Annotated in this window: 12 protein-coding genes; all 12 read left to right on the forward strand. The window is 62.8% G+C overall.

The window, feature by feature from the left end; genetic code table 11:
• Positions 1-16: 16 nt before the first annotated feature.
• The 12 genes from lepB to NKH28_RS17445 all read left to right on the forward strand — a co-directional run bounded on the left by lepB (position 17) and on the right by NKH28_RS17445 (position 13,164).
• On the forward strand, positions 17-766 hold the full coding sequence (gene lepB, locus NKH28_RS17390) for a signal peptidase I (RefSeq protein WP_352471047.1): 750 nt from the start codon (positions 17-19) through the stop codon (positions 764-766).
• Between the two features lie 4 nt (positions 767-770).
• Entirely contained in the window at positions 771-1,496 is a 726-nt protein-coding gene (gene rnc / locus NKH28_RS17395; RefSeq protein WP_352833209.1) for a ribonuclease III, read from the forward strand.
• Positions 1,493-2,419 carry a GTPase Era gene (era, locus tag NKH28_RS17400; protein WP_352501817.1) on the forward strand — a complete coding sequence of 309 codons (927 nt, stop codon included), beginning with the start codon at positions 1,493-1,495 and terminating at the stop codon, positions 2,417-2,419. Before rnc ends, era begins: the two co-directional genes overlap by 4 nt.
• Positions 2,420-2,788: 369 nt before the next feature.
• Positions 2,789-3,493 carry an antitoxin Xre/MbcA/ParS-like domain-containing protein gene (locus NKH28_RS17405; protein WP_502906633.1) on the forward strand — a complete coding sequence of 235 codons (705 nt, stop codon included), beginning with the start codon at positions 2,789-2,791 and terminating at the stop codon, positions 3,491-3,493.
• Positions 3,494-3,856: 363 nt separating this feature from the next.
• Positions 3,857-4,945 carry a porin gene (locus NKH28_RS17410; protein ID WP_352540773.1) on the forward strand — a complete coding sequence of 363 codons (1,089 nt, stop codon included), beginning with the start codon at positions 3,857-3,859 and terminating at the stop codon, positions 4,943-4,945.
• Between the two features lie 117 nt (positions 4,946-5,062).
• The gene (gene recO / locus NKH28_RS17415; RefSeq protein ID WP_352979804.1) at positions 5,063-5,851 is read left to right on the forward strand and encodes a DNA repair protein RecO; all 789 of its coding nucleotides are present in this window, start codon (positions 5,063-5,065) and stop codon (positions 5,849-5,851) included.
• Entirely contained in the window at positions 5,848-6,171 is a 324-nt protein-coding gene (locus NKH28_RS17420) for a hotdog family protein (RefSeq protein ID WP_352979806.1), read from the forward strand. The genes recO and NKH28_RS17420 overlap by 4 nt, the downstream gene beginning before the upstream one ends.
• Positions 6,172-6,208: 37 nt before the next feature.
• On the forward strand, positions 6,209-8,926 hold the full coding sequence (locus NKH28_RS17425) for a DUF2339 domain-containing protein (protein ID WP_352979808.1): 2,718 nt from the start codon (positions 6,209-6,211) through the stop codon (positions 8,924-8,926).
• 155 nt (positions 8,927-9,081) lie between these two features.
• Positions 9,082-9,600, forward strand: coding sequence for a sigma-70 family RNA polymerase sigma factor (locus NKH28_RS17430; RefSeq protein WP_023719875.1), 519 nt, complete (start codon positions 9,082-9,084; stop codon positions 9,598-9,600).
• Positions 9,597-10,388 carry an anti-sigma factor family protein gene (locus NKH28_RS17435; protein ID WP_352471054.1) on the forward strand — a complete coding sequence of 264 codons (792 nt, stop codon included), beginning with the start codon at positions 9,597-9,599 and terminating at the stop codon, positions 10,386-10,388. The genes NKH28_RS17430 and NKH28_RS17435 overlap by 4 nt, the downstream gene beginning before the upstream one ends.
• A gap of 209 nt (positions 10,389-10,597) precedes the next feature.
• The gene (locus NKH28_RS17440; RefSeq protein ID WP_352833224.1) at positions 10,598-11,704 is read left to right on the forward strand and encodes a peptidase C39 family protein; all 1,107 of its coding nucleotides are present in this window, start codon (positions 10,598-10,600) and stop codon (positions 11,702-11,704) included.
• A complete protein-coding gene (locus NKH28_RS17445) occupies positions 11,701-13,164 on the forward strand; it encodes a RimK family ATP-grasp domain-containing protein (RefSeq protein ID WP_352979810.1) in 1,464 nt (487 codons plus the stop codon). The genes NKH28_RS17440 and NKH28_RS17445 overlap by 4 nt, the downstream gene beginning before the upstream one ends.
• Positions 13,165-13,181: the final 17 nt, after the last annotated feature.

Here is a 13,181-nt window from a genome sequence, read left to right on the forward strand (position 1 = left end):
CACAATCGAGGACGACATGAGCGTGGCTGAAAAAACCCAGAAGAAATCCGGCGGACTTGGCGAAACCGTCAGCGTCATCGTCCAGGCCCTGCTGCTTGCGCTGGTCATCCGCACGCTCCTGTTCCAGCCGTTCTCGATCCCGTCCGGGTCGATGCGGCCGACTTTGCTCGAAGGCGACTATCTCTTCGTCACCAAGTGGTCCTACGGCTTCTCCCGCTATTCACTGCCGTTCGGGCCGAACATCTTTTCGGGCCGCATCTGGGGCTCAGAGCCGAAGCGCGGCGACGTGGTGGTGTTCAAGTTTCCGCCGGATCCTTCTGTCGATTATATCAAGCGCGTCGTCGGCCTGCCGGGCGACAAGATCCAGGTCAAGGATGGCCAGCTCTTCATCAATGACGTGGGCGTGCCGCGCGTCAAGGTCGGGCAGATCGACAACCGAGACATCACCGAGGAGAACGGGCCGGTCGATGTCTATCGCGAGACGCTGCCGAACGGCGTCAGCTACGACACGCTCGACCTGACGCAGGCTTCGATCGGCGACAATACCAAAGAGTTCAAGGTGCCGCCCGGTCACTATTTCATGATGGGCGACAATCGCGACAACTCGTCGGACAGCCGCTTCACCGTCGGCTTCGTGCCGGACGAGAATTTGGTCGGCCGCGCCAACCTCATTTTCTTCTCGATCGGCGGCAGCGCCAGCCCGCTCGAAATCTGGAAATGGCCGTCACTGATGCGCGCCTCGCGCCTGTTCCATTTCGTCAATTAGGGCCATGGCGGCGACGAAACGGCTGACCGCCGATGGGCTCGCCGAGGCGCTCAGGGAGCGCACCGGCCACAGTTTTGGCGACCATCAGCGCCTGCAGCGGGCGCTGACCCATGCCAGCGCTCGCGGCAGTCACGCCGGCATCGACTACGAACGTTTCGAATTCCTGGGCGACCGCGTTCTCGGCCTTGTCGTTGCCGATATGCTGCTGGCGGCATTTCCCGACGCCGCCGAGGGTGAGCTGTCGCTGAGATTGAACGCTCTGGTCAACGCTGAAGCCCTGGCGGAAATTGCCGAGGAGATCGGCCTGCCGGAACTTGTTCGCGCCGGTTCGGACGTACGCGGCCTCGACGGGCGCAAGCGCGTCAATCTGCGCGCCGATGCATTGGAATCGCTGATCGCCGTGCTCTATCTCGACGGAGGGTTGGAAGCGGCCCGTGCCTTCATCCACAGATACTGGCAGCCGCGCTCGCAAGCCATTGACGCCGCCCGTCGCGATGCGAAAACCGAACTCCAGGAATGGGCGCATCAGGCGGCAGGCGCAGTGCCGGTTTACATAATCGACAGCCGCGAGGGACCGGACCACGATCCGCTGTTCACCGTCAGTGTCAAGGTCGGCGCCTATCCGCCGGCGACCGGCAGCGGGCGCTCCAAGCGCGAGGCGGAGCAGGCTGCAGCCGCGGCACTTCTGCAGCGGGAAGGCGTCTGGCTCGATCAAGGGAGTGCCGCATGACCGCCACCGAAGCTCCGGCAACAGAAGCTCCCGCTACCCGCTCCGGCTTCGTCGCGCTGATCGGCGCGCCCAATGCGGGGAAATCGACGCTGGTCAACCAATTGGTCGGCGCCAAGGTGTCAATTGTGACGCACAAGGTGCAGACCACCCGTGCGATCGTGCGCGGCATTGCCACCCACAACAACGCGCAGATCGTCTTCGTCGACACGCCGGGCATATTCAAGCCGAAGCGCCGGCTGGACACGGCGATGGTGACGACCGCGTGGGGCGGCGCCAAGGACGCCGATATCGTGCTGCTCTTGATCGACGCCGAGCGCGGCATCCGGGGCGATGCCGACGCCATCCTCGAGCGGCTGAAGGATGTTCGGCAGCCGATGGTGTTGATCCTCAACAAAGTCGATCGGGTCAAGCACGAGACGCTGCTGGCATTGTCGGCTGCAGCCAACGAAAGGGTGCCGTTCAAGCGCACCTTCATGGTTTCGGCGCTGACCGGATCCGGCTGCAAGGACCTGCTCGACTATCTCGCCGAGACCCTGCCGGCCGGACCCTGGTACTACCCGGAAGACCAGATCTCCGACCTGCCGATGCGCCAGCTCGCCGCCGAGATCACCCGCGAAAAGCTCTATCTCAGGCTGCATCAGGAACTGCCCTATTCCTCCCATGTCGAGACGGAGAAATGGGAAGAGAAGAAGGACGGCTCGGTGCGCATCGACCAGACCATCTATGTCGAGCGCGACAGCCAGAAGAAGATCGTGCTCGGCCATAAGGGCGAGACGATCCGCGCCATCGGCCAGGCGGCACGCATGGAAATAGCTGGCGTACTCGAACAGAAGGTGCACCTCTTCCTGTTCGTCAAGGTGCGTGAGAACTGGGGTGACGACCCCGAGCGCTACCGCGAAATGGGGCTCGAATTTCCGCACTGAGCCTGTTTGGGCGATCCGCAGAGCGGCCGGTTGGCCGCCTCAGGTTTCTGAGCGGTCGCCGGGCTGCCCGATCGGTCGACTTGCATATTGAACAGCCGACCGAATCATTCCGGGAGACCATGCGCCGGCCATGTCGGGTCGACCCGTTCCTTATTGGTACCGGCGCGACGGGAAATCCTGAGCGGGTTCTGAAAAATTTGCGATATTTCATGCAAAATCGGCCAGTGGATCGAATGGAACTCCTGCCGATACTGCGACCGTGCGTGGTTCCCGTTTGTCGTCTCTCCGTCATACACCCTACCTATAGGCTGTGCGAAAGACCCGCCTCCGAGCAAACCGGAACCGGCAGGCAAACAGCCAGATCAGGACATGACCGGGACTTGGAATCGCATCGACCCCATCCGTCAGATCGAGTTTGCAAACGCCGTCGCTGTTGAGATCGAGCGCGTGCTGGCGCGGCAAGGCAACGTGACGAACAGCGATGCGGTCGTTGCAGCGGGCAGGGTCGCCGGCGCCGTTGCCGCCGCCGTCGCTTTGCTTGCGCCGACTGACATCAGTGCGATCGACACCATGCAGGAAAGATTACCCGGCATGGCGTCGCGTTTCGTGCGGATATTGGCAGCCGAAGCTGCGGAACGCCGTGCCCGGACGCATCTGTCGACGGCGCACGAAGGTCGAGGGGCAGACATCCAACGCCTGGCCGGAACGGGCGACCTCGACGCGATGCGGGTCGAGGACTGGGCCGGTCGGGTCGCCGGGTCGACGTTCCTGCAGCAAAATCTCGGCATATCGCGCTCGACCCTGCATCGCTGGCAGCGGAGCGGCACGGTCGTTGCGTTGCGCACCGGTGGCCGCAAACATGTATTTCCCCTGGCCCAGTTCATCGACGGCAGGCCGGCGCCGGGTATCAAGGAAGTGCTATCCGCGATGCCCGATCCACGGCATGCCTGGTCGTGGCTGATTGGCCCCGCGCCCGGCCTCGGCAGACGTATTCCCATTGAACTGCTCAAACGGGATCTGGTGGCGGAAGTCGTTCTTGCCGCACAGACCGCAGCGATGGCGAAGTCGACTTGATCTCGCTGCCAACGCTAAAAGTCTATTCTAAAAAAAGAACACGCACAAGGAATGTATGTCGGATTCCGATCGATTTGCCGGCGAATGGCATAAGTGTATTTTTGTACAATTGTGACAGTATCTCGTTTGTGCCGGGGGGCAAGTGTGAAGAAAATGTGAAGTGATATTTGTGCAACATGGATTTATTCTGTTATGCAAACATTGATTATTTTTGGAATCGTCATTGAGACTGGAATGCGGATGAGTATGTTCGCCGCCTGAAGAGGGGGTACGGTGCGCGCCTTTTTCGACGTGGGTGAGGCGTTCAGCCGTTCAACCCATGAATCCAAAGCCATTTTTAACTTTGACTGGAGAGGTCAGAAAATGAATATCAAGAGCCTTCTTCTCGGCTCAGCCGCGGCATTCGTCGCGGTCTCCGGTGCGCGCGCCGCCGACGCTGTTGTGGTCGCCGAGCCGGAACCCGCCGAATACGTCAAGATTTGCGACGTCTACGGCGCCGGCTACTTCTACATTCCCGGCACCGAGACCTGCCTGCGCATCGGCGGCTATGTCCGCTATGACGCCAGCTTCGGCGACGCCGGCCGCGTTTTCGATGGCGCGACGACACACGACCTTTTGGACGGTGACGAGCAGCAGACCTGGAACAAGAATGCCCGCTTCAATTTGAAGACGTGGACCGGCCAGGAAACCGAGCTCGGCACGTTGAAGACCTATACCGAGACCCGTTTCAACTTCGGCAATACCAAACGCACCGTGAGCGGTGTTGATTTCAGCGTGCAGGACAACAAGGCGGTTACCCTGAACTTCGCCTGGATCCAGCTTGGAGGTTTCCGCGTCGGTAAGGATGAAACTGTCTATGATTCGTTCATCGGCTACGCCGGCAACGTCGTCCAGGACACTATCATTCCTTACGGCACCAAGGACACCAACCTGATCAGTTACTACTTCGACGGCGGTAATGGCTTTACGGCAGTCGCCTCGGTCGAAACGGGCTCCGGCGCTGACCAGTCGATCGACAGCTACGTTCCGTTTGTCGTCGGCGGCGTGAAATACAAGGGTGACTGGGGTGCGATCACCGCGGTCGGCGCCTATAACAGCACGTCGGAAGAATGGGCCGGCAAAGCTCGCCTCGACGTCAAGCCGATTACTGACCTGACCCTGTTCGTGATGGCGGGCTACGGCAGCGACGACAACGTCGCGAAGAACTTCTACAAGCCGTGGACTGGCAACTTTGCCGTCTGGGGCGGCGGCAGCTATGCCGTCAACAAGAAGACCTCTTTGAACGCCCAGGTCTCCTATACCGACGACCAAGACTTCGCCGTTGCAGCCAACGTCGCCTACACCATCGTTCCTGGTTACACGATCACCGCCGAAGTCGATTATTACGACAATTTCGATGCCGACGATGCCGACGCGATCGGCGGCATCTTCCGCTTCCAGCGCTCGTTCTGATCAAACGACGATCTCGCAAAAAACGGCCCGTAGCGATACGCTACGGGCCGTTTTGGTTTGGCGGCGGATACGTCGCTCATCTTGATTTCGCCATCCAACCGGTGACAAGCTCTCGTCATGGAATGGCGCGACGAGGGAATCATTCTCGGCACCCGCAAGCATGGCGAAACCAGCGCCATTCTCGAGGTGATGACGCGCGCGCATGGCCGCCATCTCGGTCTCGTGCGCGGCGGCCGTTCGCGCAAACAGCAGCCTGTCTTGCAGCCCGGCAATCGCGTCGACCTGTTGTGGCGGGCGCGGCTCGACGAGCATCTCGGCACCTTCCAGGTCGAGGCTATCGAGATGAACGCCGCCCGGCTGATGGACAGCGCCGTTGCCGTCTATGGCCTGCAGACGATGGCCGCGCATTTGCGTCTTCTGCCTGAGCGTGACGCCCATGGCGGCCTTTACGAGACGCTTGCGGTGATGATCGCTCATCTCGACGATGCCGATGCCGCCGGCGAGCTGGTGGCCCGCTTCGAGCTGCTGGTACTCGACGAACTCGGTTTCGGCCTCGATCTCAGCCAGTGTGCGGCGACCGGCACTAGGCAGGACCTTGCCTATGTCTCGCCGAAATCCGGCCGCGCCGTGTCGCGGGCGGCGGGCGCGCCGTGGCGCGACAAGTTGCTGGCGCTGCCTGCCTTCCTGCAGCGCGGCTCCGGGCTGCGCGCCGATCCGGCGGCGATCGAGGACGCCTTCCGGCTGACCGGCTTCTTTTTGACCCGCCATGTTTACGAACCGCGCGGCATCGAGCCTCCTGGCGCCCGCGCCGGGTTTCTCGCCGCCTTGCGCAGGCATCATTCACCCGGCCATGAATCCGGCAAGGCAAGCGCCGGGGAAACCGCCACCGGGGAAACCACCAGATGAGCGAAGTTGAACCTGATCCCGAAAACGTTTCGCCGCTCGGCCTTGGCACCACTTCGCAAGTGGGCGAGGCCCATGCGACGGCCGAGTTCAAAGTGAATTTGACGTGGCCGATCACGCCAAGGACGGGCGAGGTGGTGTGCGAGGGCAAAGTAGTGCACAAGGGCCGCACGCTGACGGTTTCGGAAGCGGCGCTGAAGGACGCCAACGGCAAAGCTGCTGGCTTTCGGCACCGAAACATGCTCGATCTTTCCGGCCAATCTGGCGGCACGTTGAATGGACCGGCCGTTTGGCCGCCGCATTTGAATGTCACTGAACATTGAATGTCAGTGACAACTGGCCTGGTTTGGGGGAACCGCCATGTTTGAAGGCCTGATTGGCCTCGTCGCCATCATCGTGCTGTTCGTCATCATTTCACGCCAGCAGAGCCGCATCGGCCTGATCGAGCGCGAGCTTGGCGCCTTGCGCAGCCTTGTGCTTTCGGGCACGCCTGCGCTGCCGCCGCAAGCCAAGGAACCGGCTGCAAACGACAGCAAACCGGCGGATGCCGCAATCCCGCTTGCGGCAGCAGGCGACATGGCCGTATCGCCACGGACCGCAGCGGTCGTGTCAGCTACAGAGGCCGATGCCGATACAACGGCGCCGTCCGCGCCGGAGTCGGCGCAACAGGCGACAGCGGCGAAGGCAGCTCGCCAGTCCGACGTCGAAACGGCGCTCGGTACCCGCTGGGCGGTCTGGGTCGGCGGCATCGCGCTGGCGCTGGGTGGCTTGTTTCTGATCCGCTACACCATCGAGGCCGGCATTTTCGGGCCACGCGTGCGGCTTGTCATGGCGGCGGCACTCGGGCTGGTGCTGGTCGCCGGCGGCGAGTTCATCCGGCGCACCGGCTTCAGGGTGCCGGTGCAAGGTGCCGCCGGTGCCTATATCCCGGCGATCCTGACGGCGGCCGGCGCTTTCATCCTGTTCGGTACCGTCTACGCCGCGTACAGCATTTACGGCTTCATCGGCCCGACGCTCGCTTTCGCGCTGCTCGGCGCCATCGGGGTGGCGACGATCGCGGCAAGCCTGGTCCACGGTCAGGCGCTGGCCGGCGTCGGCCTGCTCGGTGCCATGGTGACGCCGCTGCTGGTCGCCTCGCAGGCGCCCAATCCGTGGGCGCTGTTCGGCTATCTGGCGATCGTGCTCGCCGCCACCTGCGTCATTGCCCGCATCCGCGACTGGAGGCTTTTGATGGCCGCAGCCTTCGTCGCTACGGGGATCTGGACCATCTTCTACATGACCGATGCGCCGGAGGCGAACCTTGCCGTCATCCTCTTTATCGACGGGGTGACACTGGCCGTGCTCGCCTTCGTCTGGCTTGGCCGCCGCGACGAAGCGGTCGCCGGCAGCGGCTTCGACTGGCCGTCGATCGCGCCGGGCTTCTTCGTCGGCCTTTCGGCGCTGGCCCTGTTTGTCGATCCGGCCTTCGCCGCCATCCGCGGTGCATTGCCGGGGGCCGCCCTTGTCGCAGCCCTGGTGGCGGTGGCGCTCTACCGGCCGCGGGCGCTTGCACTGCTGCACGCCGCCGGGCTGGCGACGGTACTGGTCTATCTCGGCATCATTCCGCCGACCACGATCGCTTCAGATTTTTCGGGTGGAGCTCTCGGCGTCGACGGCATGCCGGTCGTGGCGTCCGATGCCTTGATGTTCAGGGTCGGCATCGCTCTCGGCCTGGTCTTCATCGGCGCCGGCTTTTGGGCGGCGCGCCGTTTTGCGGCCTCTGGCTGGCTGCGCGCCGCCGCATGGGCGGCCTGGAGCGCTGTCGCGCCACTGGTCATCCTGCTGGCGCTCTGGTCTACCTTCGGCAATCTCGACCGAGACCTTGCTTATGCGGCGGTCGCAGCCGTTTTGGTCGGAGTCTTCGTCGCCGGCGGCGAGTGGATAGCGCGCGGCGAAGCGCCGCCGCTGACCGGCGGCGCTGCTGTCTCCTTTGCGCTCGGCGGGGCGGCGATTGCCGGCCTGCTGACGCTGCACATGACCTTTGGTTCCGGCTGGACAACCATCCTGCTCGGAGCAGCCGCCGCCGTGCCGGCGCTGGCGACGCGCTGGCGTAGCTATCCGGTGCTTGGCTGGATTTCCGTTGGTGCGGTGATTGCAGTGCTTGGTCGCGCTGCCTTCGACCCGACCATCGTCGGTGCCGAGTTCCTGTCGAAGACGCCGGTGTTCAACTGGCTGCTGCTTGGATATGGCGTGCCGGCGCTCGCTTTCGGTTTTGCCGCCTGGCAGCTTGCCCGAACCACCAACGGCCGACCGCGCCTCGCAATGGAGGCCGGCGCCGCGCTGTTTGCCCTGCTCACCGTCGCCATGCTGGTGCGCCATGCCATGCATGGCGGCGTCATCGATACGGCTGCTGCGACGCTTGCCGAACAGGCGATCTACACGCTGGTCGCCATCGGTGCCGGCGCCATCCTGGTCGCCATCGACACGCGCTCGCCAAGTTCGGTGCTGCGCTACGGCTCGATTGCAGCGGGCGTGGTCTCGGTCGCGTTCATCGTCCTCCAGCATTTTCTGGCGCTGAACCCGCTGCTGACGGATGAATCGACCGGCAGCATTCCGGTATTTAACCTTCTGTTCCTCGCCTACCTCTTGCCGGCGGTTGCGGCAGGCGCACTGGCGCTCTATGCCCGCGACAAACGACCGAAATGGTATGCGCAGATGCTGGCGATGGTGGCGGCGGTGCTCGGCTTCGCCTATGCCACGCTGTCGGTCAGGCGCCTGTTCAAGGGCGAGTTCATCGGGCTGTGGAGCGGTCTCGGCCAGCTCGAGACCTATACTTATTCGGCACTGTGGCTGGTCATCGGCGTGGTGCTGCTCACCGCAGGTGTATGGCTGAAGTCGCAGGTGCTGCGCATAGCGTCGGCGGCGCTGATCTCGATCGCCGTGCTCAAAGTCTTCATCTTCGACATGTCGGAACTGGAAGGCGTGTTGCGGGCGCTGTCCTTCATCGGCCTCGGCGCGGTGCTCATCGGCATCGGCCTGTTCTATCAGCGGCTGCTGACAAGGGCCGCGAAAGCAAAGCTCGAGACGAGCAATAGCTGACGATTTCAATTTGGCCGGGAATAAACCTGCCACTGGCAGCGTTATTCATTTGCTTGGGTGACCGGGGCGGCGGACCGCTTCGCGCTGGCCGCTTGCGCCGCGCTGCAAAGGCGCGTTCAATCATCACGGACAGGGGCCCTCCAGAACCAGCGGTCATGGACGAAAAGAAGGCAGCAATCCTTGGTGAAATACCGCGTCTGCGCCGCTATGCACGCTCGCTGTTGCGCGACCGCGATTCCGCTGACGATCTCGTCCAGGATTGTCTCGAGCGGGCACTTGTGCGGCTCGACAATTGGCAGACAGGAGAAAGCCCCAGGAGGTGGCTGTTTACGATCATGCATCATTTGTTCATCGACCAGATGCGCAAGGTGAACCGGCGCGGCGAGGCAGCGATGCTGCCGCTCGAGGCGAGCGAGGCGCAGGCAGCACCCGCCGAGCAGGTCGAGAGCATCGCCTCGCGCGAGATCGTCGACGCGCTGCAGGCGATCAGCCCTGACCGGCGCGCGGCACTTGTGATGGTCGCCATCGAAGGGTTTTCCTACGCCGAAGCCGCCAACATCCTTGGGGTTCCCGCCGGCACCTTGATGTCGCGCATCGCGCGCGGGCGCGAGGAACTGCGCGCGCTGCTTGATGATACCGCGCGCCGCCGGTCGATAAGGATCGTCGAGAAATGAGCCGACGCGATTTCTCCGAACGCGACATCCACATGGCTCTCGATGGCGAGTTGCCGGGCGATGAGCGGACGGCCTATGAGGCATGGCTCGAGGCCAATGCCGAGATGAAGGCCAGGAGCGCACGCTACGCCGCCGACCGGGCAGCGTTGCGCGCAGCCTTTAACGGCGTGCTGGACGAGCCCGTCCCGGTGCGGCTGACCAAGGTGGTGCTTGGCGAGGCGCCGGTGGTCAGAGTGTCGCCATCGCGCTCGCGTTGGTGGCTTGCGGCCGCCGCTGCCGCCATCCTGGTGATTGGCGGCGCTGGCGGCTACCTTGCCGGCATCGGCCGCCTCGGCCTGGAAAACACGGCCGAAGACCAGCTTGCCGAAGAGGCGATCGCCGCCCATGTCATCTATGCCGCCGAAAAGCGGCATGCGGTGGAAGTGCCGGCAAGCGATAAGGATCATTTGCAGAGCTGGTTGTCGAACCAGGTGGGTTTGAAGCTCGTCGCACCGGATCTGGCGGCGCAAGGTTTCCAACTGGTCGGTGGCCGGCTGCTGCCTGCCGGCCAGGGCAAGGCCGCGATGCTGCTTTACGAGGACGACAAGGGCGAGCGCATTTCGCTCTTCGTCATCGCCGAATCGGCAGCCAAGGCCAAGGGCACTTATGGGGAAGAAGATGGTCCTGAGGCCGTCTACTGGCTGGACAAGGGTTATGGCTGCGCCGTCGTCGGATCGCTGCCGCGCGAGCAGCTGGCCGCAGTGGCCAAGAGCGCCTATGGCCAGCTTCTGGCGGGCTTGAAAAGCTGAGCAGGATCTCGTTTTTCCGGAGCCGCGCCGATGCCGAAACACGAAGGTCGTTTCAAAGCCTTTGCGCGACCTGCCTGCCTTGAAAACTGTCACAATTCGGCCCTAATCGAGGTGCGATAGCGCTTGCTGAATGCTGGCACTTCGGCTGGTGTGACCGATGTTTAGACTAGGGCAGTTTCCACAACCCAATCGAGGTTTTCTGAGCCCGCATGCCTGCCGAGATTCGCAAGGCCCGCGCGTCCGACGTCGATGACCTCGCCGCCATCGAAAAAGCTGTTTTCTCGAGCGACCGCATTTCTCGCCGCTCTTTTCGCCAACTGATCGAACGCGACACCGCCGAACTGCTGGTTGGCGAGAACGATGGCCACGTCGCCGGCTATGCGGTCGTGCTGTTTCGCAAGGGCAGCGGCGTCGCGCGGCTTTATTCGATCGCCGTCGGTCCATTTTTCGGCGGCCGCGGCGTTGGCCGCCTGCTGCTGGAACAGGCTGAAGCCGCCGCTTTCGAGCATGGCCGCATGATGCTTCGTTTGGAAGTCCGCGAGGACAACCCGCGCGCCATCCAGATCTACGAGCAGAGCGGCTACCGCAAGATCGGTCGTGAACCGGGCTACTACGAGGATGGCGCCACTGCGCTGCGCTATGAAAAGACCTTGCGCGGCGACATTCCGGTCGCCACCGAAGTGCCGTTTTATCAGCAGACTTGCGAATTCACCTGCGGACCATGCTGCCTGATGATGGCGATGGCTAACTTCGACCCCGGATTCGTGCCGGATCCGGTTATGGAAATCAGGCTGTGGCGTGAGGCGACGACCGTTTTCATGATGTCGGGGCCGGGCGGCTGCGAACCGTTCGGGCTGGCCGTCGCCGGCTATGAGAGCGGGCTTGCTGCTGAGATCTATGTCTCCTTCTACGGCGCGCTGTTCCTGCAGTCGGTGCGCAGCGAGGACAAGCGCCGGGTGATGGAGCTGGCGCAGGTCGACTTTCGCCGCCGCGCGGAACTTTACGGCATCCCGGTGAATTACCGTTCATTCGGGCTTGACGACATTCGCACCGCGATCGCAGAGGGAAAACTGGTACTGGTCCTGATCAGCGGCTTCCTGATGTTCGGCAAGAAGGTTCCGCACTGGGTATTGGCCATCGGTGACGACGGCGATCATATCCTGATCCACGACCCTTGGGTCGAGGACGAGCGGCAGGAGACGATCCTCGATGCTGCCAACATTCCCGTGCCTTACGGCATCTTCATGAACATGGCGCAATTCGGCCGCGACGGATTGCGCGCCGCCATCACTCTCGGAAAGCGCGACAGCCAATGACCTGGGTCATCCTTACCGGCCGGCAGAACGATCTCGACCAAGTGGCGACGCCGCACAAGATCATCACCAATCGCGACTACCTTGCCCATCCGGCACTCTTTCGCGGTCAGCGGCCGAAGGTAATCAACCTGTCGAACAATTACGGCTATCAGAGCCGCGGCTACTATGCCTCGCTGCTCGCGGGTTCGCGTGGCCATAAGGTCATCCCGACGGTCGAAACGATGATCGACCTGTCAGAACGCAAGCTCTATGAGCACGCGTTGCCGGAACTCGAACTCGCACTCAACAAGTGCCGCAAGGATCTGGGCGGCGCTTTCCCGCAGAAGGTCTGCATCTTCTTCGGCATCGGACCGTCCAGGATCTGGGACCGCTTCGCAAAACTTCTGTTCGACTGGTTCCGTGCCCCGGCACTCGAGGTCCACATCAGGGACAGCGCCGAATGGGCCTCGATCCGCAAGATCGGCTTCCATCCCCTGGCCAGGATGACCGAGGACGAGGAAACGCACTTTCTCCAGTGCCTGGAGACCTACACCAACCGCGAGTGGCGCGACACCAAGGGCCGCACGCCGGCGCGCTACACTTTCGCCACGCTGGTCGATCCGCATGAGGAACTGCCGCCGTCGGAGATTTCGTCGCTGCGCCACTGGGCCAAGATCGCTGAAAAGATGGGCGTCGAAATCGAGCCGATCACCAAGCGGGATCTGGCCAAGCTCGCCAACTACGATGCGCTGTTCATCCGCGAGACCACCTCGATCTCCAATCATACCTACCGCTTTGCCCGCCGCGCCCAGCAGGAAGGCATGCCGGTCATCGACGATCCGCTGTCGATGATCCGCTGCACCAACAAGGTCTATCTCAACGAGCTGATGACCTACAACAAGGTACCGGTGCCGCCGACGGTGATGATAGCCGGCCCTTCGGACCTGGAAGTTGCGGCACAGACGCTGGGCTTCCCGCTGGTACTGAAGATCCCGGACTCCTCGTTTTCGCGCGGCGTCAAGAAATGCGGCACCTTTGAAGAGTTGAAGACGCTCGCAACCGAATGGCTGGAGGATTCCGACCTCCTGATCGCGCAAAAATTCATTCCGACGGAATATGACTGGCGCGTCGGTGTCCTCGGCGGCCAGCCCTTGTTCGCCGTCCATTATCTGATGGCCAAGAAACATTGGCAGATCGTCAATCATAAGGCCAACGGCAAGCCCGACCAGGGCGGCATCAAGACGTTCACCCTGAAGGAAGCACCGGCCCATGTCGTCGAGACGGCGGTGAGCGCGGCGCGCTGCATTGGCGACGGCCTCTACGGCGTCGACCTCAAGGAAACCAGGGACGGCGTCTTCGTCATCGAGGTCAACGACAACCCCAACCTCGACCACGGCTGGGAAGACTCCGGCGAAAAAGACGAGGTCTGGGTGCGGCTGACGCAGTGGTTCCTGGAGCGGCTGGACCGGCCGGGGCGATAATATCCGAACTGAGGGGA

The sequence above is a fragment of the Mesorhizobium sp. M1227 genome (genome assembly GCF_040318315.1).
Lineage (GTDB): Bacteria > Pseudomonadota > Alphaproteobacteria > Rhizobiales > Rhizobiaceae > Mesorhizobium.

What these genes read in the sequence shown, in the direction of transcription:
- lepB (WP_352471047.1), top strand. Translation starts at nt 17, where the DNA reads ATGAGCGTGGCTGAAAAAACCCAGAAGAAATCCGGCGGACTTGGCGAA.
- rnc (WP_352833209.1), top strand. Translation starts at nt 771, where the DNA reads ATGGCGGCGACGAAACGGCTGACCGCCGATGGGCTCGCCGAGGCGCTC.
- era (WP_352501817.1), top strand. Translation starts at nt 1,493, where the DNA reads ATGACCGCCACCGAAGCTCCGGCAACAGAAGCTCCCGCTACCCGCTCC.
- NKH28_RS17405 (WP_502906633.1), top strand. Translation starts at nt 2,789, where the DNA reads ATGACCGGGACTTGGAATCGCATCGACCCCATCCGTCAGATCGAGTTT.
- NKH28_RS17410 (WP_352540773.1), top strand. Translation starts at nt 3,857, where the DNA reads ATGAATATCAAGAGCCTTCTTCTCGGCTCAGCCGCGGCATTCGTCGCG.
- recO (WP_352979804.1), top strand. Translation starts at nt 5,063, where the DNA reads ATGGAATGGCGCGACGAGGGAATCATTCTCGGCACCCGCAAGCATGGC.
- NKH28_RS17420 (WP_352979806.1), top strand. Translation starts at nt 5,848, where the DNA reads ATGAGCGAAGTTGAACCTGATCCCGAAAACGTTTCGCCGCTCGGCCTT.
- NKH28_RS17425 (WP_352979808.1), top strand. Translation starts at nt 6,209, where the DNA reads ATGTTTGAAGGCCTGATTGGCCTCGTCGCCATCATCGTGCTGTTCGTC.
- NKH28_RS17430 (WP_023719875.1), top strand. Translation starts at nt 9,082, where the DNA reads ATGGACGAAAAGAAGGCAGCAATCCTTGGTGAAATACCGCGTCTGCGC.
- NKH28_RS17435 (WP_352471054.1), top strand. Translation starts at nt 9,597, where the DNA reads ATGAGCCGACGCGATTTCTCCGAACGCGACATCCACATGGCTCTCGAT.
- NKH28_RS17440 (WP_352833224.1), top strand. Translation starts at nt 10,598, where the DNA reads ATGCCTGCCGAGATTCGCAAGGCCCGCGCGTCCGACGTCGATGACCTC.
- NKH28_RS17445 (WP_352979810.1), top strand. Translation starts at nt 11,701, where the DNA reads ATGACCTGGGTCATCCTTACCGGCCGGCAGAACGATCTCGACCAAGTG.